The sequence below is a fragment of the Methylobacterium sp. GC_Met_2 genome (genome assembly GCF_026540795.1).
Taxonomy (GTDB): domain Bacteria; phylum Pseudomonadota; class Alphaproteobacteria; order Rhizobiales; family Beijerinckiaceae; genus Methylobacterium.
On sequence record NZ_JALNUM010000036.1, the window covers coordinates 14,118 to 36,198 of the forward strand.

Consider the following 22,081-nt stretch of genomic DNA (forward strand, 5'->3'; position numbering starts at 1 on the left):
ACCGCCGGTCGGCTAAAGAACCGTTCCCGGGGCCTCCGGATCGTAACGGTAGGCCCAGGTTTCGGAGAGCAGCCTGTCGCCAGACTTCAACTGGAGCCGCATCTCGACCGGCTCCGGCCCCTCGGCATAGACCTTGAAGAAGACCCGCCAGGGGCTCGGCTTGCCGTAGGGCGCCCAGGTGGCGCCGACCTCCTCGGCGCTGCCGCGCGAGAGCGTCAGCGTGACCCTGGCCTTTTCCGGATCGAGCCCTGCCAGGGCTGCGCCCTCGAATTCCAGCACGAATTGCCGCCCGAGGTTGGCCCGGCCCGGGCGGCGGTCGGACTCGGCGAGCCATGAGGCCTTCATCGCCCGCGTGGCGACGCAGCGGGCGAGATCGGTCGCGACCGGTTCCTGCACGGTCCAGCGCAGACGGTAGGCGAAGCTGCGCTCGTCCCCGGCCTTCGGCGGATCGGCCGGCACCCACATGGCGCCAATGTTGTCGTCGGTCTCCTGGTGGGTCGGGATTTCGACGAGCTGCACGCTGCCCTGTCCCCAATCCCCCTGCGGTTCGACCCAGATGTCCGGCCGGTTCTCCTCGAACCCGTCGTCGATATAGTGGTCGAACACCCGGTCGCGCTGGAGCAGGCCGAAGCCCTTGGGCGACCGGTCCGCGAAGGCGCTGACACTCAGGCGCGGCGGGTTGTTGAGCGGGCGCCAGATCAGCTCCCCGGCCCCGGTCTGCATCAGCAGCCCGTCGGAATCGTGCACCTCCGGCCGCCAGTCGCTGGCGACGAACCGGCTGATCCCCTCCGAGTACCAGAGCATCGAGGTCAGCGGCGCCACGCCGAACCGCTCCACGCTCCGGCGCATGTAGAGCGTGCAGGCGACGTCGATGACGACGTGGGGCTCCTTGCGGGCGACGAAATGGTAGGCGCCGGTCAGGCTCTGCCCCTCCAGCAGGGCGAGCACCGTGACAGCCCCGTCGGCGGCCGGGCTCACGTAGAACCGGGTGAAGACCGGGAACTCCTCGGTCTTGCCCGGGCCGGGCGCCGTGTCGATGGCGATGCCCCGGGCCGAGGCGCCGTACTGCGCCCCGTCGCCTGCGGCGCGGAAGTAGGACGCGCCGAGGAAAGCCAGCCAGTCCCCGTCGTCGCCCGGCTGGCCGGCCGGGAACTTCTGGTAGCGGAAGCCCGCGAAGCCGGCGCCGTCCGGCACGTCCTTGGCGGGGTTGCCGGGCAGGTAGCTGAACAGGTCGTGGCTGTAGAGCACCGGGCGGGCCTGCCCGCCTTCGAGCGCGTAGATCTGCACCGGGTGCCGGAAGAAGTTTCCGAGGTGGAAGAAGGTCACCGGATAGGCGCTGTCGGCGTAGAGCGCGTGGGCCGGCGGGTAGCGGATCTCCTGCAGCGGCCCGTACGTCAGGGCGTCGAGCGCCTTGGAGGCGGGCGCCTCCGGCGGCGGGCTGTAGGGCCGGTCGCGCAGGCTGCGGGCGAGAGCCTTCAGCCGGTCGAGATCCATCGGCTCGGGCGGGCCCAGCCGCGGTCCGGCGGCGGCGAGCGCGGGCTTCGGGAACGGCGCAAGGGCCAGGAGCCCGAGGGCGGTCAGGACGCGACGCGTGATCAAGCGAGAGCCTCGGAGATTCGGCCGGGCCACGGGGGCGATGCCGCCCTCTATCCAGCCCGGAGCGGCGGCGCAATTTCCCTGATGCAGCTCAGCTCCGCGGCCCGCAGGTGCCCGTGGGGCCGTCCGTCGACCAGAGTTCGGCGCCGCCGCCGGGGGCACACTGCCCGGGCAGCGCCAGGGTGATCAGCTTGGACAGCGCCCGATTCTCGTCCTCGCCGTAGCCGATCTCCCCGACCATGCGGCCGGTCTTGTCGAACAGCGCGACGGTGGCCGAGTGCTCCATCGTGTAGTCGCCATCCTTCGTCGGCACGCGACGGTAGGCGACGTGGTAGGCATCGGCCATGCGGGCGACCTGATCCGGCGTGCCGACGAAGCCGCGGATGCGGGGATCGAACGAGACGAGATAGTCCCGCAGCGACTCGGGCGTGTCGCGCTCCGGGTCCAGGGTGACGAACACCACGTTGATCCTGTCCGCGTCCCGCCCCATCCGGCCGAGCGCCCCCGACAGGGTGGCGAGCGTGGTCGGGCAGACCTCCGGACAATGGGTGAAGCCGAAGAACAGGGCGGTCGGCTTGCCGAGGAGGTCGGCCTGGCTGACCGGATTGCCGTCGAGATCCGCCATGACGAAGGTCCCGCCGACCCTGCGCGGATGGCTGAACCGCGAGCCCTGCTGGGCGACGATCGCCCCGGTTCCGGCGGCGACGAGGCCGATCAGAGCAGCGGAAGCGATGAGGGCGATCGGACTCGGTGCCATGCTATGACCTACGACGGCGCGTCGATGCCCGTCATATGGGGTCGCCGTCGATCGGCGCGATGCTGCGCGGGGTCGCAACCGGGGGAACACCCATAGGGGCGGCCGGTTGCCCGGTCGAGAGCCGGTGCCGCCGCTCTGCCGGCCTCCGCCCGCAGCTTTCCCCTTCCCCTCCGAGGCAGGAGCCGCCGCCATGGCCCAGCAAATCCCCGTCGACCCGGAAGCCAGGGCCGATGATCCGCGGCGCGACGCCGAGCGGGACGATGAAACGCACGCGCTCACCGACGACGTCGCCTATCGGCGCCTCGTCCTCGTGAACGTGGTGTTCGTCGGCGATCCCGGCGCGGGGGATCGCGGCTGGGTCTTGGTCGACGCCGGCGTGATGGGTGGCAAGCGCGCCATCCTGTCGGCCGCCGAGGCACGCTTCGGCGCCGGTGCGCGCCCCGCCGCCATCGTGCTGACCCACGGCCACTTCGATCATGTCGGCGTGCTGGAGGATCTGGCCTCCGAATGGGATGTCCCGGTCTACGCGCACGCGCTGGAACGGCCCTATCTCGACGGCAGCGCCTCCTACCCCACGCCCGATCCGAGCGTCGGAGGCGGGCTGCTCGGCCGCCTCTCGCCGCTCTACCCGACCCGGCCGGTGGACGTCTCCGGACGATTGAAGTCCCTGCCGGAGGATGGCTCGGTCCCGCCCCTGCCGGGCTGGCGCTGGCTTCATACGCCGGGCCATGCGCCGGGGCATATCTCGCTCTGGCGCGCGGCGGATCGCACGCTGATCGCGGGCGATGCCTTCGTGACGGTGGCCCAGGAATCGGCCTACGCGGTGGCGCTTCAGGAGCCGGAGCTGCACGGCCCGCCGATGTACCTGACGATCGACTGGGACGCGGCGCGCACCTCCGTGCGGGCGCTCGCCGCCCTCGAACCCGAGCGGGTGATCACCGGCCACGGCCGTCCTCTCCAGGGGTCGGAGATGCGACGCGCCCTGAATGTCTTGGCGGCGGATTTCGACCGCGTGGCGGTCCCGAAGCACGGGCGCTTCGTCGTGGCGCCCCTGCGCGCCGAGGACGGCTCGGCCTACAGGGACGAGCGGTGAGCGCGTTCCCGTACGCCGCCCTGCCCCGCGCTCAGGACGCCCGCGCCAGTTCCTCGGCTGCGGGCGGCGCGTAGGACGACTCGTTGGCCGGGCACAGGATGTCGTCCATCTCGGATTTCGGCATCGCGCGACCGAACAGGTAGCCCTGGCCGAAATGGCAGCCCTGGTCCGAGAGCCAGTCCAGGCTCGCATCGGTCTCGATGCCCTCCGCCGTCGTGGTGAGGCCGAGGCTGGTGCCGAGCTTGATGATGGCGTCGACGAGCTTGGCGCGCTCGTCGCTCATCGTGATGGCGTCGACGTAGCTCCGATCAATCTTCAGCTTGTCGAACTTCAGCTCGCGCAGATGGTAGAGGCTCGAATAGCCGGTGCCGAAATCGTCCAGCGCGATGCGCACGCCGAGCTGCCGCAGCGACAGGAGCGTCGCGCGCGTCGCCTCCAGATCCTGGATCAGGGCGCTCTCCGTGATCTCGACTTCCAGCCGCTGCGGCGGGAAGCCTGTCTCGGTCAGGATCGCCAGGATGCGCTGGGCCAGCCACGCGTCCTGGAACTGGTGAGGCGCGATGTTCACCGCCAGGACCAGATGGGACGGCCAAGCTCGGGCGTCGAGGCAGGCGCGGCGGATCAGGTTGTAGCTGAGATCGGCGATCATCCCGGTCTCCTCGGCAACGGAGATGAATTCCGAGGGCGCGATCAGGCCGCGGACCGGATGGCGCCACCGGGCCAGCACCTCGACGCCGACGATGTCCTTGCCGGGCAGCGAAACCACGGGCTGGTAGAAGGGCTCGATCGCCCCCGTCTCGATCGCGACGCGCAGCTCCGCCTCGGTCCGGGCGCGGGCACGCAGTTCCTCGTCCATGGTGCTGCGGAAGAAGCGATAATTGCCGCGTCCGTCCTTCTTGCCCTGATACATGGCGAGATCCGCCGCGTGCAGCACCGCATCGGAATCCGCATGCTCCGCGGCCACGATGGCGACCCCGACCGTGGCGCCGACCTTGAGGTCGTTCTGGTTCCACGAGACCGGCTCGGAGATGGCGGTGATCACCGCCTGGGCGAGGCGCGTCAGCCCTTCGCTGCCGTGCTCGACCGGAACCAGCATGGCGAACTCGTCGCCGCCGAGCCGGGCGGCCACGCCGCCGGCGGGCAGGAGCTGATTCAGGCGCTCGGCCACGGCGCACAGGACGGCGTTGCCGGCAGCATGGCTATAGAGGTCGTTGACCGGCTTGAACCGGTCGAGATCGATCAGCAGGACGGCCGCGGTCGGCTCGGTGCTGACCTTAGCATGCGCCCGTGCCACCGCGTCGATGAACCGGCGCCGGTTGGCGAGACCCGTGAGCCCGTCGTGCCGGGCGATCGCTTCGGCCTGCGCGGCCGACGCGTCGCGCTCCAGCATCAAACGGCGCAGCAGGATCGACTTGCGAACGGCCGCGCCGCACATGGCCACGCCCATGCAGGCAGCCAGCATCAGCAGGTCGTTGAGCTGATAGTCAGAGATGAGTCTGCTGAGGGAGTCGAAGGTCCCGAGGTTGACGCCGACGAACCAGATGCCGGCGCCGATGATCAGCAGGCACAGTGTCTCGTACAGCTCGCCCCGGCCCCACGCGTTCGACGTTTCGCTCGGCATGTTTTGCGCCCAATCTCCGACGCATTACAAGAGCACGAAAAGTGCTAAAAGGCTGTGAATCCAGTCCTCACTAAGTCGTGGCTGCCAATTAACGATGGTCGGCATTGCCGGAGATGGGGGATGAACCGAGTCTCGTTCGCCACCGCGTAAGCGTGAGGCTTGGCCTTGAAGCTTGGCTTCGGCGCCTGTTGCCAGCCTGGCCCCTATCTCGGCGCCAAAGCGGGGTCGTGGCTCCGGTGTGACGGCCGCACAGCCGCCGCCGACGCGACCGTCAAGCGGACCCGTCTTCGCAGATCCGGGTAGAACATGGCTTATCCGGTCCCCTGGACGCTTCACGAGCGTGAAACTCGCTCCGGACCGGCGCCGGCCCGTCACCGGGCCTGGGGGCCTACCGCCTCGGGCGAGCGGGCGAGCGAGGCCAGAATGAACGCCATGAAGAACAGGAAGTATTGATTGACCGAGAGTTCTTCGAACATCATCGACGGGATGAGGAATAGGGCGCTGTAGAACAGGAACGGTCCGAACCGCCCCGGCGCCGACAGGATCCGCACCAGTCCGGCGATCAGCAGCAGGGCGACGGCGATACCGTTCTGGAGGGCCAGCGAGACGAATCCGTTATGCGGGGTCACGAGGCCGGTCAGCGCCTTCAGCTCCTCCCGACGGGCGATCTCGCCGACGCCGAACGGATAGGCGACGACGAGGCGCAGAGCCGTGATGCCGGAGAGGAACCGCTCGTCGAAATTTTCTGACACGTTGTGATCGTCGGCGAACCGCTTCTCGATCGCCTGCGCCAACGCGTTGGGCAGCGGGATCTCCCCCGTCAGCGACCATCCAACCAAGAGGATCGCCAGCACGCCGAGCACGCCCAGGACCATCGAAGCCTTGAGGTTGCGCCGCATCAGCAGGGCGAAGACGATGAGCGGCATGAACAGGCCGGCCCGGTTGTTGGTCAGCGGGAAGCTCGCCATCAGGGCGACGAAGTAGAGGACGTAGATCGCCTTGAGCCGGTAGCGCAGGCTCAGGATCAGCGCCGCGACGCCGCCCAGCGCGAAGACATGGCCGGTCTCGTTGCCCGAAGCCCAGAGGCCGCCCTGCTTGTCCTCGACGAACAGCTTCAATTCCTCGTCGAGGCCATCGGTCGGCACGGCGAGGCCGAAGCGTTCCAGAGGCACCCCCGAGGATGCGAGCAGCAGGATCGCCAGGGACGCCAGCAGGCCCGCGAGCAGGCCGGCGCAGAAGGCGTCCTCGACGCGATGATCCCGGAACAGGACCAGCAGGATGAAGGCCTGCACGACGTAGAGCAGCAGGATGAGCGTCAGGTAGACGTCGCCTGCCTGCTTGTGCGCCTTGAGGAGCATGGAGACGCCGACCAGGGCGAGGACCGCACCGAGGGGCGCGATGCTGCGGAGCGCCTCCGTGATGACGGGCCGGCGCAGCCCCAGCCAGGGGATGAGCAGGAACGGCATCAGGTCGGACAGGCGCTGGAACGGCAGCCCGAAGCTCGACGTCAGCACGTTGAACTGCAGCGCCGCTCCGAGCAGGAAGACGGCGGCGCGCTGCGACCCGACGGAGACCGCCGGGATCGTCGCTGCCATCGGTGCCGCCTGTCCCGCCATGGTGCCGATCCGTTCAGAGCGCGCCGATCCCCGGCCACCACCCTCGCGCACAAAGGTTGGCGGAGCGTGGAGATCAGGTGGTCCGGCGCAGGAAGAAGCCGAGGGCGGAGCTGACCGTGTCCCGCATGAAGACCTGGGCGAGGCCGGCATAGGCCAGGATGCCGATGCCGACCGCAACGAACAGGCCGAGCCTGTCGCCGAGTGCGGCATGGATCGGATCCTGGATCAGCAGCACGAGGGCTGCCATCGCGGCGGAGCAGGCGGTGACCGGCAGGAGCGCCCGGGCAAGCTGGCGGTTGCTCACCGGCACGATCCGGCCCACCGCCGACACGATCGCCGGCGTGAACAGGTAGGCGCGTGCCACGTGCCCGGCGACGAGGGCGACGAGGCCGAGCGGCGCGGTCACCACGGCGGCCACCGCACCGAGGCCGAACTGCGCGCCGGCCAGCCGCAGCGCCGTGCCGTTGCGCCCGAGCGCCGTGAAGATCATCCACAGCATCGAGGTCGCGACGAATTCGGGCGCCAGGAGCGCCAGGATCCGCAGCACCGGGGCCGCGTCGTGCCATTGGTCGCCGAACAGGAACGGGATCAGCGTCGGCGCGACCGCCGCCATGCCGAGGAAGGCCGGCACCGCCACGAAGCACGATGCCACCGTGAAGGTCTGGAAGGCGGCCGCCAGTTCGTCCGGCCGGTCCTGCAGCCGGGCATAGGTGGTCAGGCCGACGGTCGTGAGCGGGATCACCGCCACCTGGCTCACGAGGTCGATGCAGCGCCACGCGAGTCGCAGGTAGCCGATATCGGCGGCCGACAGGAAATAGGCCGCGATGACCTCCTGGCTGCGGATCGAGAGAACGAGCAGCAGGTACGTGCAGAACACCCGCGAGCCGAAGGCGATCTGGCTCCGGGCCGCCGCGAGGTCGACGCGGCGCGGCGGCACCCAGCGCGACGCCGCCCAGGTCAGCAGCGTCGTGGCGGTGGTTGCGACGAGGCGCTGCACCACGAGGCTCCAGACGCCGTAGCCGGCATAGGCCATCGCCAGGGCGACCGCCCCGCCGGCGAGGTTGGCGCCGAGCGCCCGCAGGGCGAGCTTGCGGAAGCCGAAACTGCGCTGCAGGCGGGCTTCGTGGATCGCCCCCGCGGCCGTGATGACGAAGCAGATCGAGAGGGCGGACAGGACCGGGCGCAGCTCCGGCATATCGAAGATCCAGGCGATCGGGCCGGCGGAGGCCGCCAGTGCGACCGCGCAGAGGAACCCGGTGCCGAGCATCACCCAGAACGCGGTGGCGGCGAAGGTCTCGTCGAGATCGGCCCGCTGGACGACCGCGTCCGGCAGGCCGCAGCGCGCCACGATCTGCAGGATGTCGATGAACACGACCGCGATCGCCACCATCCCGAACTCGGCCGGGGCGATGAGCCGCGCGAGCACGAGGAACACGCCGAAGCTCAGCACGACGTTGCCCACGGAGGCGAGCGCCACCCAACGCGCCGCCGCGAAGGACCGTCCGGTCACCTCCGCGCCGGTCGGGCCCGGCACGAAATCGGAGGCATCGGCCGCTGCGGCGGCCTCGGTGAGCGTCGGCGTGCCGGCGGTCACGACCGGGCCGCCCGACGCTCGGCCACGAGCTCGGCGTAGAGGTCGATGTACTTCTCGGCGACGCGCTCCGAGGTCGATTCCTGGATGACGTGCTGAAAGCTGCGCTCGTCCGGCAGGTCGCCCCGGCCGCGGGCGATCACGGCCGACAGGCGCGCGGCGAGGTCGGCATCGTCGCCGGGCGTGAACAGCCAATCGGCATTGTCCTCGCCGATCAGCTCGGGGATCCCGCCCGAGGCCGCGCCGATCACCGGCACGCCCATCGTGTAGGCCTCGTAGATCGTCCGCGGTGACGGCTCCGCCCAGAACGAGGGCACGACGAGCACATCGATCTCGCTCAGGAAATCGGCGGGCTTGGCCCAGCCGACGAACGCCACCGGCAGGCCCTCGGCCTGTGCCTTGAAGCGCTCGATCGAGTCGTCCATCGCATGCCCGGCCACGAGGCAGCGCCAGTTGCCGGGGCCGATCCGCTTGAAGGCGTCGATCAGCGTGCCGACGCCCTTCTCGGTGTTGATCCGGCCGAGATAGCCGAAGGTCATCGGCTTGCCGGTCCGGTCGATCGTGCGGCGCGCCTCCGGATCACCCTCCGGGACGGTGCAGGAGTAGAAAATGACCCGGCGGCGTTCCGGCGCCAGATGCGTGAACAGGCCGTGATTGACGTGGGTCTTCAGGATCTCCGTCCCGACGCTGACGACCGCGTCCACGGAACGGTTGGTGATCTGCTTGCCGGCATTGACCACCTTGCAGCCGAGGTGCCAGCGATCGCAGGGCTTGCCGTTCTTGAACATGGCGGCGTTGCCGCAGATCAGATCGTACTCGCAGACCGTGTGGACGATCGGGATCCCGCGCTTGGCCGCCTCGCGCCAGACCAGAGTCGAGACGTCGAGCAGCGAGTGCGTGTTGACGATGTCGGGGCGGAAATCGTCGAGGACCCGGCCGAACTCGGCTGCGATGGCAAAATTCCACTGCTGCTTGAGCTTCGCCCAGGCGCGGCCGAATCGGCTCGCCTTGGGCCAGTCCTCCAGCCAGAAATCGTTGTGGTGCGCCATGCGGTAGACGGTGACGCCGCCGCGGACGCTCTTCGGCTCCGGCTCCCGGGCGATGCAGGCCGCCGCCACCGTGTGGCCCGCCGCGACCAGCTCCTCGGCGAGGTGCTCGACCGAGCGCTCGGCGCCGCCGACGATGTAGGGCGGGTAGAGGGCGCTGAGGTGCAGGATCCGCAGCGGGCCGGTCGCGGCGCGCAGGGACGCGGCGTCCGGCGCCCGTTCGCGGGCGGTCGGGGTCGGGGCCTCGGGCAGGGCCCGGGCATAGGCTTGGGAGAGGGTCGGGGTGATCATGGGCGGCACTCGCTGAGCTGCGGGCGCTCCGCGCGTGCGGGGCTACCGGATTCACTGTTCCCCGTGCGGCCATCGGGTTCACACATCGTGTGGGGCGCGGTGGCGGCCGGATGAAGCGCGGGTCCCCTCTCCCGTGCGGGAGAGGGACAGGGTGAGGATCGAGAACTTTCAGGACGGGACGCGCCCTGTCGGTGCGTCGATGGCGCGCCCTGTTCGGAGAGTTCTCGTCCCTCACCCCAACCCTCTCCCGCACGGGAGAGGGGGCCGGTCGCGCCGTGTCGCACGCGTCGGTGCGTTGCGAGCGGCTTGGGTTGCGCGGCGTCGCGGGTCGCCGCGTACAGGTCGAGGTAGGCGGATGCCACCGCGGCTGGGTCGGTCCCGGCGCGGATCGCATCGGCGCGGGACAGGCCCTCCGCGAGTCGGCGCGGCTCGGCGACGATCCGGGCCATGGCGGATGCGAGCGCGGCATCATCCCCGGGCGGCACCAGCCAGGGACCGGGTCCGATCTGCTCGCCGATGCCGCCGATGGCGGTTCCGATCACCGGGACGCCGCTTCCGTAGGCTTCCGCCACGGTGCGGCCGAAGGGCTCGGGCCAGATCGGCGGGACCACCAAGCAGTCGATGCCGTCGAGGAAGGCGTCGCGCTCGGCGAAGCCCGCGAACGAGACGGGCAGCCCCTCGGTCAGCGCGCGGTAGCGGTCGAGGCCGTCCGCAGCGCGGCCGGCAACGGTCAGGCTCCAGCCCTGCGGCGGCAGCCTCCGACAGGCCGCGAGCAGGATGTCGACGCCCTTGGACGCCTCGATCCGGCCGAGATAGCCGAACCGCACCGGCTCGCCCGGGGGCCGCGTCCGCCGCGCCGCGTGGGGGCGCGACGGGATCGGATTCCAGATCACCCGGCGCAGGCCGTCCGGCACCGCACCGAAGAAGCCGGCCGCGAGATGCCGCGCCAGAAGGTCCGTTCCGACGGCGGCCACGGCCGATATCGCGCGCTGGCAGCGTCGATGCGGCTCCGCGTAGATCCGGCACTTGAGGTGCTGGCCGGCGCAGGCCTTCCCGTGCCGCGCCATCGCGCCGTTGGTGCAGAGGCTGGTGAAGTCGTGCAGCGTGTGCACCACCGGCACACCGAGCTGTGCCAGCATCGGCCAAAGCGTCGGCGGCAGCTCGGAGATCGAGTGCGTGTTCACGACGTCCGGTTCGAACGCGCGGACCGCCGCGGCCATCCGGGCCAGAGAGGTCGGATTCCACTGGGTCGCGAGCTTGTAGCGCAGGCGGTCGAGCCGCCCGTGCTCCGGCCAGTCGAGGATGTGGAACGGCGTGCCGTACCCGGTCCGGTAGACCGTGACGCCGTCCTGAACGACCGGGGCGGCCTCCTGCCGGGCCGTGCAGGCGACCGCGACGGCGTGGCCGAGGCCCGCCTGCGTCCGGGCCAGGGTCTCCACCATCAGTTCGGCGCCGCCGACCTGCTCGGGCGGGTAGAGCGAGCTAAGGTGCAGGATGCGCATGGGGCACCTCCTGCGTGGGTCTGTCGCGCGCGGTGTCGCGGAGCGCGTCCAGCATCAGGGCCTCGTAGCGACGGGCCGTCTCGGCCCAATCGTAACGGCGCGCGTTGTCGTGTCCGCGGGCGATCAGCGCGCCGCGCAGGCCCGGCTCGTCGAGGAGGCGGCGCAGGCAGGCGGCGAGGGCATCGGCGTCGTCGGGGTCAAAGGTCAGCGCGCCCGCGCCCGCGATCTCCGGCGTCGCGGACCGGTCCGAGCAGACGACCGGGCAGCCCAGCGCCTGCGCTTCGAGGACCGGCAGGCAGAACCCCTCCGAGAAGGACGGCACGCACAGGCAGAGGGCGTTCCGATAGAGCGATGCCAAGCGACCCTCTCCGATCCGCGAGAGCCGTGTCAGCCGGACCGGGGCGCCGTCGAGGGCCGTGGCGATCGCCTCGTCCGGATCCTCGCCGACGTGGACGATGCCGATCCCCGGAAGGCCGAGGGCGGCGACCGCACGTGCGAGCGCGGAAAAATTCTTGTTGTACATGGCGTTGCCGACCGCCAGCACGTACGGCCCCGCCGGTAGCTCGGGGGACGGATCTTCCGCGTCGGGGTCGAGCATCGCGGCCGAATGGACGGTCTGCGTCCGATCCCGGACGAACGGGTAGAAGCGGCAGAGGTCGGTCTTGGTTGAGTCCGAGACCGTGATCACCCGGGCGCTGTTGGCCAGGACGAAGCGGAAGATCGGATCGGTGGTCAGGGCCTCCCGCGAGCGGCTCCGGCCCGGCATCGTCCGGAAGTAGAGATCGTGGACGACGCTGACCCGTGCGCGACCGCCGAAGGCCGCGCCGTAGGGATCGGCGTTCAGCACCAGGTCGATCTTCAGGGCGCGGCACAGCTTCGGAACGGCCAGGGCCTGCCGCACGACGTCGAACAGCATCACGCGGGGCCGCGGCACGGTCACGACCTCGATCCGGTCGCGGATCTCCAGGGGGAGCTGGTCCCGGGTCCAGGGTGAGCGCAGCACGACCGCGAAGGCGCCGCGGTCGAGCAACCCGGCGATCACCCGGAAGGCCACGAGGGCGACGCCCGAGGGACGTCCGCCGAACTGGGTCGGCATGTTCACGAGGACGCGCGGCATGGCGGTTCCGGCAACTCCGTTCGTGGATGAGGCTGGCCCGTCAGGCGCGGGCGGTGACTTCGAGGATGAGGTCGGACAGGGCCTGCTGCATGCCGGCCGCGCCGTAGCGGGTGAGCGCGCGGTCCCTTGCAAGGCGGGTGCGCGGGGCGAAAGCGTCCGGATCGGCGAAGAGCTCGGCGAGGGCCGTCGCGAGACGATCGGGCCGGCGCGGTGGCACGAGGGTGCCGGCCGCGCCCCCGTCGAGTATCTCCGCCGAGGCGCCCGCGTCGGTGGCGATCACCGGCACGCCGGCCAGCATCGCCTCCACGAGCGTCCGGCCGAAGGGCTCGGGATCGACCGAGGGGTGCACCACCGCGTCGACGGCCTGCATCAGCCGGGGGACGTCGGCGCGCTGGCCAAGGAACAGCACCCGGTCGGCGACGCCGAGGTGTTCCGCCTGCGCGCGCAATCCGGCCGCGTAAGCATCCTCGCCGAACAGGGCCGTACCGACCACGATGCAGCGCAGGTCCGGAAGGCGCGCCAGCGCCTCGATCACCACGTCCTGCCCCTTCCAGGGTGCCAGACGGCTGAACACCCCGATCAGGGGGCCGGCCGGCAGGCCGAGTTCCGCACGCAGGGCCGCCGGGGATCGGGTATCGAGTTCGAGATCGAGCCCGTTCGGCACGACGGTCACGCGGGATGCGTGTCCGCAGGCTGCGATGAACGCGTCCGCGGCGGCGCGCGAGGGCACGACGACGCGGGCGGCGCACAGGTTGGCCAGCCGCGCCTGCACGACGCGTTGGGTTCGGCCGAAATGGGCGTCGTCGAGGATGTCGTGCAGGTGCCAGATGATCGGCCGGCCGACGAGTCGCGCCGGGATCGCCGAGAGCAGGAAGGCCTTCTGCGAGTTGGCGTAGACGACGTCGGAGGTGCGGGCCGCGCGGGCAAGCTCCAGCGCGAGGCCGGCGAGCCGCCCGAGCTTCGGTAGCGCCCTCAGGACCGAGGCGTCCCGGCGCAGGCCCGACAGGCTTGTTCCCCGCCGGGCGAGGCGGATCTCGATCCCCGCGCCGCGCAGGGCCTCGGCCAGCGCGCCGTCCTCGAACAGGAACGCCGTGGAACCGGCCCAGGGGCGCACGGCATCGCGCAGGACGAGTTCGGCCCCGGACATCGTTCCGGTGTGGGACACGAACAGGACCCGGGGCCGGGCCTGCTGCCCGGCCTCTGCGCCCTGGACGGACAGCCCGTCGATCGACAGTGCCCCGGTCATCACGCGGCCTCGGCGGTGCGCGGCTGGGGCAGACGCATCACGTCGTAGGTCGGCTGACGGCCTGACTTGACCATGGTCATCGCGATCCCGAGCACATTGCCGCCGGCCTGCCGGAGATTCGTGACGGTCTCGACGATGTCGGAGATCTGCGAGCGGCCGTAGCGGGCGCAGCACAGGACGCCGTCCACGTGGCGGGCGAGCATCGATGCGTCCATCAGCAGGCTGGTCGGCGGGCTGTCGAGCAGCACGAGGTCGTAGCGACGCGTCCAGCGCAGGAAGTCGACCATGCGCTCGCTCATCAGCAGGTCGGTCGAATCCGAGGTCGGCATCCCCGCCGGGATCACGTCGTACCGGCCCGTCGCGACCACGGCCTCGGCGGCCGTGGCCTCGCCCCGCAGCACCCCGACGAGCCCTGGCCCACGCCCGAGCCCGAGCGAGGCGTCGAAGTTCGGCCGGCGCAGGTCGCATTCGATCACGAGCACCCGCCGTCCGCTCGCGGCGCCGATTGCCGCGAGCGCGAAGGCCGTGAAGGATTTTCCTTCGCGCGGCTTGGCCGAGGTGACCAGGACGAGGCGCGATGCGCTACCGCCCGCCAGGACGAGATGCGCGTGCAGATTGCGCAGCACCGTCTGCATCACCGGATTGAAACGGGCCCGCTCCAGGGCTTCGGGCAGAGCGAGTTCCCGGCGCCGGTCGGACAGGCGCCCGACGAGACCGGGGGTGTCGAGGGTCGGCAGCTGGGCGAAGACCGGGGCACCGGTGCCGGCCATGAGTGGCCCTGGATTGCGGACCCGCTGATCGGTGTAGTCGCGCAGGAGGGCCGCCGCCGCCGCCAATACGCCCGCGAGCACGATACCGCCGGCCAGGAACGGCACGGGCTTCGGCGAGAACGGCTCCTGCGGCAGCTCGGCGAGGCTCACGAGCCGGGTGCTGCCGGTCAGGATGCGCCGCTCGGTCTCCAGCTCACCGGCGCGCTTCACGAGGTCGGCGTACCGGTTGCGCTGGATCTCCGCGTTGCGCACCATCCCCTCGATCGAGGCCTCGTCGTCCATCGCCGCAGCGGCCTCCGTCTTGGCGGTTTCGAGCTGGGCGCGCAGCGACTGCGCCAGGGCGTTCGAGGCCTCGTAGGACTTGCGCAAGCCCTGGGCGACGTTCCGGATCTCTTGATCGATGCGCTCGCGCAGGTTCGCGCGCTCGGTCGTCAGCGCCCGGATGGCCGGGTGGTTGGCGCCGAGCAGCGTGCTCTGGTTGGCGAGCTGCGCGGAGACGCCGCTCAACTGCTGCTTCAGGGATACGATGGTCGGGCTCGACAGGACCGCAGGCGCGGTGTCGGCACTGCGTGCGCCCCGATTCTCGATCTCGCCGAGGCGCGCGGCGGCGTCGGCCTTGGCGGCCTGGGCTGTCGAGAGCTGCTGGCTGATGCTGGTCAGGCGCTCGGCGCTGATCGGCGCGTTGGTGCCCTTCAGGAGGCCCTTCCGGCGGCGGAACGTCTGGATCCGGGTTTCGTCCGCGCGGATCGAGGCGTCGAGCTGGCTGATCTCGGTGTGCAGCCAGTCGGAGGCCGCCTTGCGGCTGGAAGCCTGGGCTTCGCGCTGGTCGTCGAGGAAGGCGTCGATGAGCCCGTTGGTCATCGTCTGCGCCACCTCGGGCAGCGGCGAGCGATAGCCGATCGTGATGATCCGGGAGCGGCCGGAACTGATCACGGTGTAGCGCTTCTGCATGTACTCGACCAAGGCGTTGCGGTCGGCGGTGAGCTTCGTGCAGGCGGCCTCCTTCTTCTCGGAGATCGGCCCCGCCTTCCCGCCGCTGGCGGCATGGCGGCACTCAGCCAGGACGGAGGCGGTGAGGCCCCCGTCGATGGCGAGCCGCAGCAGCCGAGGCGAGCGGATCACCAAGATCTGGCTCTCGATATCGGCCGGATCGCCGATCTTCTGGATCCAGGCCATGGAGGCGTTGTGGGCGCCGGGCTCCGCCTCGGCGACGATCACCGAGCCGGTCGCCACGTATTGCGGCGCGATCATCGTCAGTGCGGTCACGGCGAGGCCGAAGACCACGACGAAGACGGTCGCGAACAGGTAACGGCGGCGCCAGATCCGCAGGAGCGGCGCGGCGAGCGGGCCACCCCGCGTCTGCTCCTGCGCGGCGGCGCGCATCGGGGGGCGTTCGTTGAGATCGACGGTGACGAGCGACATGGACATCGGCGTCAGCTCACAGCTTCCAGGCGCGGAAGGATGCGCATCGGCGGCTCGCAGGCCGCCCGGTGGAGGGCCATCTGCTCATCCACGAAGCGGGAGAACCGCACCCGGAACAGCTCGGCCGAGAACTGATCGGCCTGCGCCCGGCAGGCCTCGCGGGTGAAGTTGCTTTCCTGTTGGAGGAATCCACGTACGCAGTTCGCGATCGCGTCCGGGTCCGACCTGTCGAAGAACATCCCGGACCGCTGGGGACCGCGCGCCTGGACGGTCTCGCGCGCGCCGCCGCGCCCGAGGGCCAGGACCGGCGTGCCCTCCGAGGAGGCCTCCAGCACGATGATCCCGAAATCCTCTTCCGCCGCGAAGATGAAGGCGCGGGCGGTGGCCATGAGCCGGCGCAGGCCCTGGTCGGACACGAAGCCCGTGAAGGAGACGTTGGGGCCTGCGATCGCCTGCAGCCGCGCGGCGTCCGGGCCGCTTCCGGCCACCACGAGGTGGAGGTCCGGAAGATCCGCAAAGGCGCGGATCACCGCCTCCACGTTCTTATAGGGGACGAGGCGGCTCGCCACGAGGAAGTGGTTGCCGCGCGGCCCGTCGAAGCGCTCGCTCGACAAGGTGATCGGCGGATGGATCACCTCGGCCTGGCGGCCGTAGACCTTCTGGATGCGCCGGGCCACAAAGGCCGAATTGGCTACGATCGCGTTGGGCCCGGCGGCCGTGCGGACGTCCCACAGGCGCATCCGGTGCAGCACCATGCGGGCGAGCGCGCCCTTGAGGCCGGTGTCGCAGCCGCTCTCGCGCAGATAGGTGTGCTGCAGGTCCCAGGCGTAGCGCATGGGCGAGTGGATGTACGAGATGTGGAGCTGATCGGGCCCGGTCAGGACGCCCTTCGCCACGGCGTAGCTCGATGAGATGATCAGATCGTAGTCCGACAGATCGAACTGCTCGATCGCGATCGGCATCAGCGGCAGGTAGGCCCGGTGCCGCGTGCGTGCGAGCGGCAGGCGCTGCAGGAAGCTCGTCTGCGCGTGATCGTAGCCGATCCGTGCCCGGTCCGCCGCCGGCAGGAAGTCGAACAGCGTGAAGACGTCGGCGTCCGGATAGATCCTGAGCAGTTGCTCGAGAACGCGCTCTGCCCCGCCGACGACGTAGAGCCAGTCGTGAACGATTGCGACCCGCATCCGAGATTCCTTGTCGACACACCGCGACGCGCACCGGACGACATTCCGTCTGCCGAGGGCACGTGAGCCCGTGGACTGCGTCACGTGTAGAACCTAAGATGAGGCGCCGGTTTTAAAGAAGGAATGAATGCGGTCTGCGTCAGGGCGATTATTACTTATTTCGAACTAACGGATCGGCGACAACCTTAATTTTAATCCTACGGTATGGTTAATTTGTTGGCGAATTCCAATCTCAATTCCGCATCTGCAGGTTGTTATTCGCGCGGAGGCGAAGCGAACTCGCCGCGAGACACTGCCCGCACTGACAGCCACCCGGTGCGATCTGTTCGCCGTGTCGTATGTGCTTCCGCGTCCGGCCGCCCCCGACCGATGCGTCCTCGCGGACCTGCGCCCGGCGGTACGACGGTGCCGCGCTGCTGTCAGCGCGTCAGGGCGCTCTGCAAAGGCGTCGGCACCGGTCGTCGGTCGAAACGACGCCGGAGGGCGGCGTTCATCGGGGCCTCGATGTGGCGGGACAGGACCGACCCGAGGGCGGCCGAAGCCGCGAAGGCGAGCACGAAGATCAGCCCGGCACGCAAGGATTCGCCAACGGGAAGGAGCGCCACGACTTTCGAGGCCGTGTGGAGCATCAGGTTATGCATGAGATAGAACGAGTAGCTGGCGTTACCCTGAGAGAGTAGCCAGCGTGAGCGCAGGGTGATGCCGCCTTGCTCCAGCAGCAGCATCGCGCCGACGACGAGGCTGGCAGCCGATCCCCAAACCAGGGGCCGGAGGAACCCCGTCATCTCCGGCGACACCCCGAGACTGTAGGCCACGGCCTGCCCTCCGAGCACGAGCAGCCCGGCCGACACGATGGCAGCGCCCGTCACGCGCCGGACCGGGAAGCCCGGGGGCAGGCTCCCGAGGCGCAGATAGGCGTAGCCGAGGCCGATGCCGGCGGCGAATTCGAGCACGATCGGCTTCGTGTAATAGGCCCAGTACAGGCCGGGCACCGGCAGGAGCCCGAGGAGCGTCAGGCTCAGGAAGAGCGCGGTGGCGGTCAGGGCGCGCCATTCGCGCGTCGGTACCAGCAGCAGCCCGGCGAACACCACATAAAAGAACATCTCGTAATTGAGAGTCCAGCCGACGGAGTTCAATGGTTCGATGTAGCCTCCCCGGGAGAACGGCAGGAAGAGCAGGGACTGGATCAGGTATTCCGGCCGCAAGTCCATGATGCCGATCGGCCTGAGGCCAACAAGCGCCATCAGGGCCAGCCCCAGGGTGACGAGCCAGTAGACCGGGACGACCCGCGCGATCCGCCGCGTCAGGAACGTGCCGACGCCCGCATCACCCTCGCTGGTGCTCACGAACATGATGAAACCGGACAGGACGAAGAACACGTCGACGCCGGCGGCACCGAACGCCAGCAGGTCCGGCCTCGGCAGGACTGGGCCGGCATACAGGCCGAAATGGGTCAGGAAGACGAGGTAGGCCGCCAGAGCGCGCAGGATCTGTAGATTGTAGAGCATGGTTCGCTGGCTGCTCGCGGAACATCGTCTGCCCGGGCGGGCGCAACGACGCGCCATCATGCCGGATCCCGCGCCGCCGAGTCACGGAGTGTTCGGATTCTTGCTGAACAAGCCGCCTCCCAAAGGCGGAAGACATGCCCCAAGTCAGTCTTGTCCACATGTCCAGGCTGAGACACTAGTCGATATGGCTTGGAAATTGGTTGGAAAGGCGTGTGCGGTCAGTATGACCCAGGCGGTTCCACCGGGAACCTCAGCTTACGGCCATGCTTTAGTCGGTAGAGCGGATGGCCGAAATTTACTATTAATACGTAGAGTATTTGACGCCTCACGAGGCGGATCAATAAAGTGTCGCTCACTTGATTAAGGAGTTCCGCCTTGAACATCGCTCAAGATATTCGCGAAATCCTGGGCTCGAACGAAGCCTTCGCCGGTAAGGTCGATCAGCTCTCGGACGACGACAGCCTGTTCGATATGGGCCTCGACTCGTTCGGTTCGGTTCAGCTGATGCTGGCCCTGGAGGAGCGCTTCAACGTCGAGTTTCCCGACGAGCTCCTGAACCGCAAATCGTTCTCGTCGATCCGCGCGATCGGCGAGGCCGTCTCCACCCTGATCAAGCAGGAAGCCGCATGAGCACGCTCGCCGCGCGTGCAGAGCGGGCGGCGGCGGTGGCGGCTCGCCACGCCGATGCCGTCGACCGCGAGGGCCGCTTTCCCGCCGAAGCGGTCGCCGCCCTGAAGGCCGAGCGCCTTCTGGGCCTCCAGATTCCGGGCCAGTTCGGTGGCGAGGGCGCCGGTCTGGTGCAGATCGCGGAGGTCTGCAGCACGCTCGGCCATGCCTGCAGCGCGGCCGCGATGGTCTTCGCGATGCACCACATCAAGGTGTCGAGCCTCGTGGTCCATGGGCTCGACAGCGCGTGGCACTGTCGCCTGATGGAGCGCATCGCCCGCGAGCAGCTGCTGGTCGCCTCCTCGACCACCGAGGCGGGTATCGGCGGAGACCTGCGCAACTCCCTGTGTGCGGTCGAGACGACCGGCGAGACCTTCTCGCTCGGCAAGGACGCCTCGGTCATCTCCTACGGGGCCCAGGCCGACCTGATCCTCGCCACCGCCCGGCGCCACCCGGAGGCCCTGACCTCCGATCAGGTGCTGGTCGCGCTGATGGCCGATCAGATTTCGCTGGCCCGCACCAGCCAGTGGGACACGCTCGGCATGCGCGGCACCTGCAGCGATGGCTTCCGGCTGGAAGCCCGCGACGTGCCGGTCGAGCAGATCCTGCCCAAACCCTTCGCCGAGATCGCCGCCGTTTCGATGCTAGCCGCGTCGCACCTGCTCTGGAGCAGCGTGTGGTACGGCATCACCACCTACGCGGTCGATCGTGCCCGGGCGTTCGTGCAGGCCGAGGCGCGCCGCGCCCCCGGCAAGGTGCCGCCTACGGCCCTGCGGCTCGCCGAGGTGGTCAATGCGCATCAGGCCATGCGCGGCACCGTCGTGGCGGCCCTGCGCCGGTTCGAGGATGCGCATGGCGACGCCGATACGATCGGGTCGTTGGGCTTCAGCGTGATGCTCAACAACCTGAAAGTCACCGTCTCCGACATGGCGGTCGACATCGTGCGCCGGGCCCTCTCGATCGTCGGGCTCTCCGGCTACAAGAACGACACGCCCTTCAGCCTCGGCCGACCGCTCCGCGACGTCCTCTCGGCGCCGCTGATGATCGGCAATGACCGCATCCTCGCCAACACCGCCAAGCTTCTGCTCGTGCAGAAGGGCAGCGGCCAGCTCATGAGCGCGTGATGGACTCGATCTCTTCTCCCCAGGGCGACCTCATCCTCGACGACGAGCCGGAGGGTAGCCCGACCTTCCTCGACCGCCTGTTCGATCACGGCCTGCTGATCCGCACCGGCGTCGACGGCCTCTACGGCCGCAGCGGCGCCTTCGAGAGCGTCGTCGAGGCCCTCGATCGGCTGATCTCGCGCCTCGGCGCTGCGGACTGCGCCGAGGTGATGCGCTTCCCGCCCGGCATGAGCCGGCCGGCCTTCGAGCGCAGCGGCTATCTCAAGGGCTTCCCGAATCTCGCGGGCACGATTCACAGCTTCTGCGGCGACGGGGCGGGCCATGCCGAGATCCTGGCCTGCGTCGAAGAGGGCCGCGACTGGACCGGCCAGCAGGAGGCCACCGACGTCGTCCTGACCCCCGCCGCCTGCTACCCGCTCTATCCGGTCGCCGCCGCCCGGGGGGCGCTGCCCGCCGAGGGGCGCCTGTTCGATCTGCAATCCTACTGCTTCCGGCGCGAGCCCTCGCTGGAGCCGACCCGGATGCAGCTGTTCCGGATGCGCGAATACGTGCGCATGGGCAGCCCCGAGCAGGTGCTGGCCTTCCGCGAATCCTGGCTGGAGCGCGGCACCGCCATGATGCGCGACCTCGGCCTGCCGCTTGCCATCGATGTCGCCAACGATCCGTTCTTCGGACGCGCCGGCCGGATGCTCGCCAACAACCAGCGGGCGCAGGGGCTGAAGTTCGAACTGAACGTGCCGGTCAACAGCGTCGAGAAGCCGACCGCCTGCCTGAGCTTCAACTACCACCAGGACCATTTCGGCAGCACCTGGGAGCTGCAGCAGGCCGACGGCAGCGTGGCCCACACGGCCTGCGTCGGCTTCGGCCTGGAGCGGATCACCCTGGCGCTGCTGCGGCACCACGGGCTCGACCTCGCCGCATGGCCCGAGGCCGTGCGCACGTCACTCTGGGGCTGAGCCGTGACCGCCGCCTTGCGCTTGCCCTCGGGGCTCGAAATCGCGGCCCCCTATAGCCCGCACCCGCTTCACGACGGGGAGCGGGACTGGCCGGAGACGAATTGCTACGTCGATCTCTGGATCGAACTGCTGCATGGCCGCGGCCTCGTCCCGGAGGCAATGCTGGGCTTCACGCTCCGGCAGGATTTCGAGGGCGACCAGTTCACCTTCTTCAAGCCGCCGCCCGCGGATATCGAGCGGCTCTACGGCCTGGAAGTGCTGGAACTCGCGGTTTATGCGGGCCTCGAAGCGCACGCGCTGATGCAGATGGCCGCGGGCCGGCCGGTGCTGGTCGAGGTCGACGCGATCTATCTGCCCGACACGCACGGCACGACCTACGGCCGCGACCACGGCAAGACGACGATCGGCATCCTGGCGCTCGACCCGGCGGCCGGGGAACTCGACTACCTGCACAATGCCGGCCGCTTCCGCCTTTCCGGCGCGGATTACGCCGGCATCTTCGGCCCCGCGACCCTGCCGCCCTACGCGGAGTTCGTGAAGACGGTCGCCCCACCCCTGCCGGCTTCCGAGCTTCCCGGCGTCGCACGGGAGTTGCTCGCCAAGCACCGGGCACGGGCCCCGCAGCGCAACCCCGTCCTGGCATTCCGCGACGCGTTGGCCGCCACGGCCGAGGGGCTCGTGGTTCAGCCGCTCAGCGTGTTCCACGCCTACGCGTTCAACACGACCCGGCAGCTCGGCGCGAATTTCGAGATGCTGGCGAGCCATCTCACTTGGCTCGACGCCAACGGGGCCGGTGCCTTCGCACCCGCCGCCGAGGCCGCTGCGGAGCTGAGCCGGGAGGCGAAGGCGTTCCAGTTCCAGCTTGCCCGCGCCTTCCACCGCCGCAAGGCGGACGGGTTGGCCCCGCGCCTCGACAAGGCGGCGGCGACCTACGCGCGCGTCTTCGCGGCCCTGGACGACGCGCTGGGCCGCTAGGGG

Annotated in this window: 17 protein-coding genes; 5 read left to right on the forward strand and 12 right to left on the reverse strand. The window is 69.7% G+C overall.

Features of this window, described 5'->3' with window-relative positions:
- Positions 1-12: 12 nt before the first annotated feature.
- Both OXS49_RS14370 and OXS49_RS14375 read right to left on the reverse strand, forming a co-directional pair.
- Positions 13-1,599 (reverse strand): glucan biosynthesis protein, encoded by a 1,587-nt coding sequence (locus tag OXS49_RS14370; protein ID WP_267425113.1) that lies wholly within the window; start codon positions 1,597-1,599, stop codon positions 13-15.
- Positions 1,600-1,687: 88 nt separating this feature from the next.
- The gene (locus tag OXS49_RS14375; protein WP_244007968.1) at positions 1,688-2,353 is read right to left on the reverse strand and encodes an SCO family protein; all 666 of its coding nucleotides are present in this window, start codon (positions 2,351-2,353) and stop codon (positions 1,688-1,690) included.
- Positions 2,354-2,543: 190 nt separating this feature from the next.
- Between OXS49_RS14375 and OXS49_RS14380 the strand changes: the two genes are divergently transcribed.
- On the forward strand, positions 2,544-3,446 hold the full coding sequence (locus OXS49_RS14380) for an MBL fold metallo-hydrolase (protein WP_244007966.1): 903 nt from the start codon (positions 2,544-2,546) through the stop codon (positions 3,444-3,446).
- A gap of 31 nt (positions 3,447-3,477) precedes the next feature.
- Here the strand turns inward: OXS49_RS14380 and OXS49_RS14385 are convergent, their stop codons facing one another.
- The 10 genes from OXS49_RS14385 to OXS49_RS14430 all read right to left on the reverse strand — a co-directional run bounded on the left by OXS49_RS14385 (position 3,478) and on the right by OXS49_RS14430 (position 18,357).
- Entirely contained in the window at positions 3,478-5,067 is a 1,590-nt protein-coding gene (locus OXS49_RS14385; RefSeq protein ID WP_244007964.1) for an EAL domain-containing protein, read from the reverse strand.
- A gap of 371 nt (positions 5,068-5,438) precedes the next feature.
- Positions 5,439-6,662, reverse strand: a complete 1,224-nt coding sequence (locus OXS49_RS14390; protein WP_244007962.1) for an O-antigen ligase family protein — start codon at positions 6,660-6,662, stop codon at positions 5,439-5,441.
- A 94-nt stretch (positions 6,663-6,756) separates the two neighbouring features.
- Positions 6,757-8,277 carry a lipopolysaccharide biosynthesis protein gene (locus OXS49_RS14395; protein ID WP_244007960.1) on the reverse strand — a complete coding sequence of 507 codons (1,521 nt, stop codon included), beginning with the start codon at positions 8,275-8,277 and terminating at the stop codon, positions 6,757-6,759.
- Complete coding sequence (locus OXS49_RS14400) at positions 8,274-9,497, reverse strand: glycosyltransferase family 4 protein (RefSeq protein WP_346016946.1); 1,224 nt, start codon at positions 9,495-9,497, stop codon at positions 8,274-8,276. The genes OXS49_RS14395 and OXS49_RS14400 overlap by 4 nt, the downstream gene beginning before the upstream one ends.
- Positions 9,498-9,607: 110 nt before the next feature.
- Positions 9,608-11,113 carry a glycosyltransferase family 4 protein gene (locus OXS49_RS14405; protein ID WP_267425120.1) on the reverse strand — a complete coding sequence of 502 codons (1,506 nt, stop codon included), beginning with the start codon at positions 11,111-11,113 and terminating at the stop codon, positions 9,608-9,610.
- Complete coding sequence (locus OXS49_RS14410; RefSeq protein WP_267425123.1) at positions 11,094-12,230, reverse strand: glycosyltransferase family 1 protein; 1,137 nt, start codon at positions 12,228-12,230, stop codon at positions 11,094-11,096. The genes OXS49_RS14405 and OXS49_RS14410 overlap by 20 nt, the downstream gene beginning before the upstream one ends.
- A gap of 40 nt (positions 12,231-12,270) precedes the next feature.
- Complete coding sequence (locus OXS49_RS14415) at positions 12,271-13,476, reverse strand: glycosyltransferase (protein WP_267425125.1); 1,206 nt, start codon at positions 13,474-13,476, stop codon at positions 12,271-12,273.
- Entirely contained in the window at positions 13,476-15,674 is a 2,199-nt protein-coding gene (locus OXS49_RS14420; protein WP_267425127.1) for a polysaccharide biosynthesis tyrosine autokinase, read from the reverse strand. Before OXS49_RS14420 ends, OXS49_RS14415 begins: the two co-directional genes overlap by 1 nt.
- Before the next feature lie 5 nt (positions 15,675-15,679).
- Positions 15,680-16,849, reverse strand: a complete 1,170-nt coding sequence (locus OXS49_RS14425) for a glycosyltransferase (protein WP_244007948.1) — start codon at positions 16,847-16,849, stop codon at positions 15,680-15,682.
- Between the two features lie 419 nt (positions 16,850-17,268).
- A complete protein-coding gene (locus OXS49_RS14430; protein WP_267425129.1) occupies positions 17,269-18,357 on the reverse strand; it encodes an acyltransferase in 1,089 nt (362 codons plus the stop codon).
- Between the two features lie 375 nt (positions 18,358-18,732).
- Here OXS49_RS14430 and OXS49_RS14435 point away from each other — a divergent pair, with 375 nt between their 5' ends.
- From OXS49_RS14435 to OXS49_RS14450, 4 genes are read left to right on the forward strand one after another with little or no spacing between them, the layout of a single operon-like run.
- Positions 18,733-18,987, forward strand: a complete 255-nt coding sequence (locus OXS49_RS14435; RefSeq protein ID WP_244007944.1) for an acyl carrier protein — start codon at positions 18,733-18,735, stop codon at positions 18,985-18,987.
- A complete protein-coding gene (locus tag OXS49_RS14440) occupies positions 18,984-20,147 on the forward strand; it encodes an acyl-CoA dehydrogenase family protein (RefSeq protein ID WP_267425130.1) in 1,164 nt (387 codons plus the stop codon). Before OXS49_RS14435 ends, OXS49_RS14440 begins: the two co-directional genes overlap by 4 nt.
- Positions 20,147-21,103, forward strand: a complete 957-nt coding sequence (locus OXS49_RS14445; RefSeq protein ID WP_244007939.1) for an amino acid--[acyl-carrier-protein] ligase — start codon at positions 20,147-20,149, stop codon at positions 21,101-21,103. Before OXS49_RS14440 ends, OXS49_RS14445 begins: the two co-directional genes overlap by 1 nt.
- Positions 21,104-21,106: 3 nt before the next feature.
- Positions 21,107-22,078, forward strand: coding sequence for a DUF1839 family protein (locus OXS49_RS14450; protein ID WP_267425133.1), 972 nt, complete (start codon positions 21,107-21,109; stop codon positions 22,076-22,078).
- Positions 22,079-22,081: the final 3 nt, after the last annotated feature.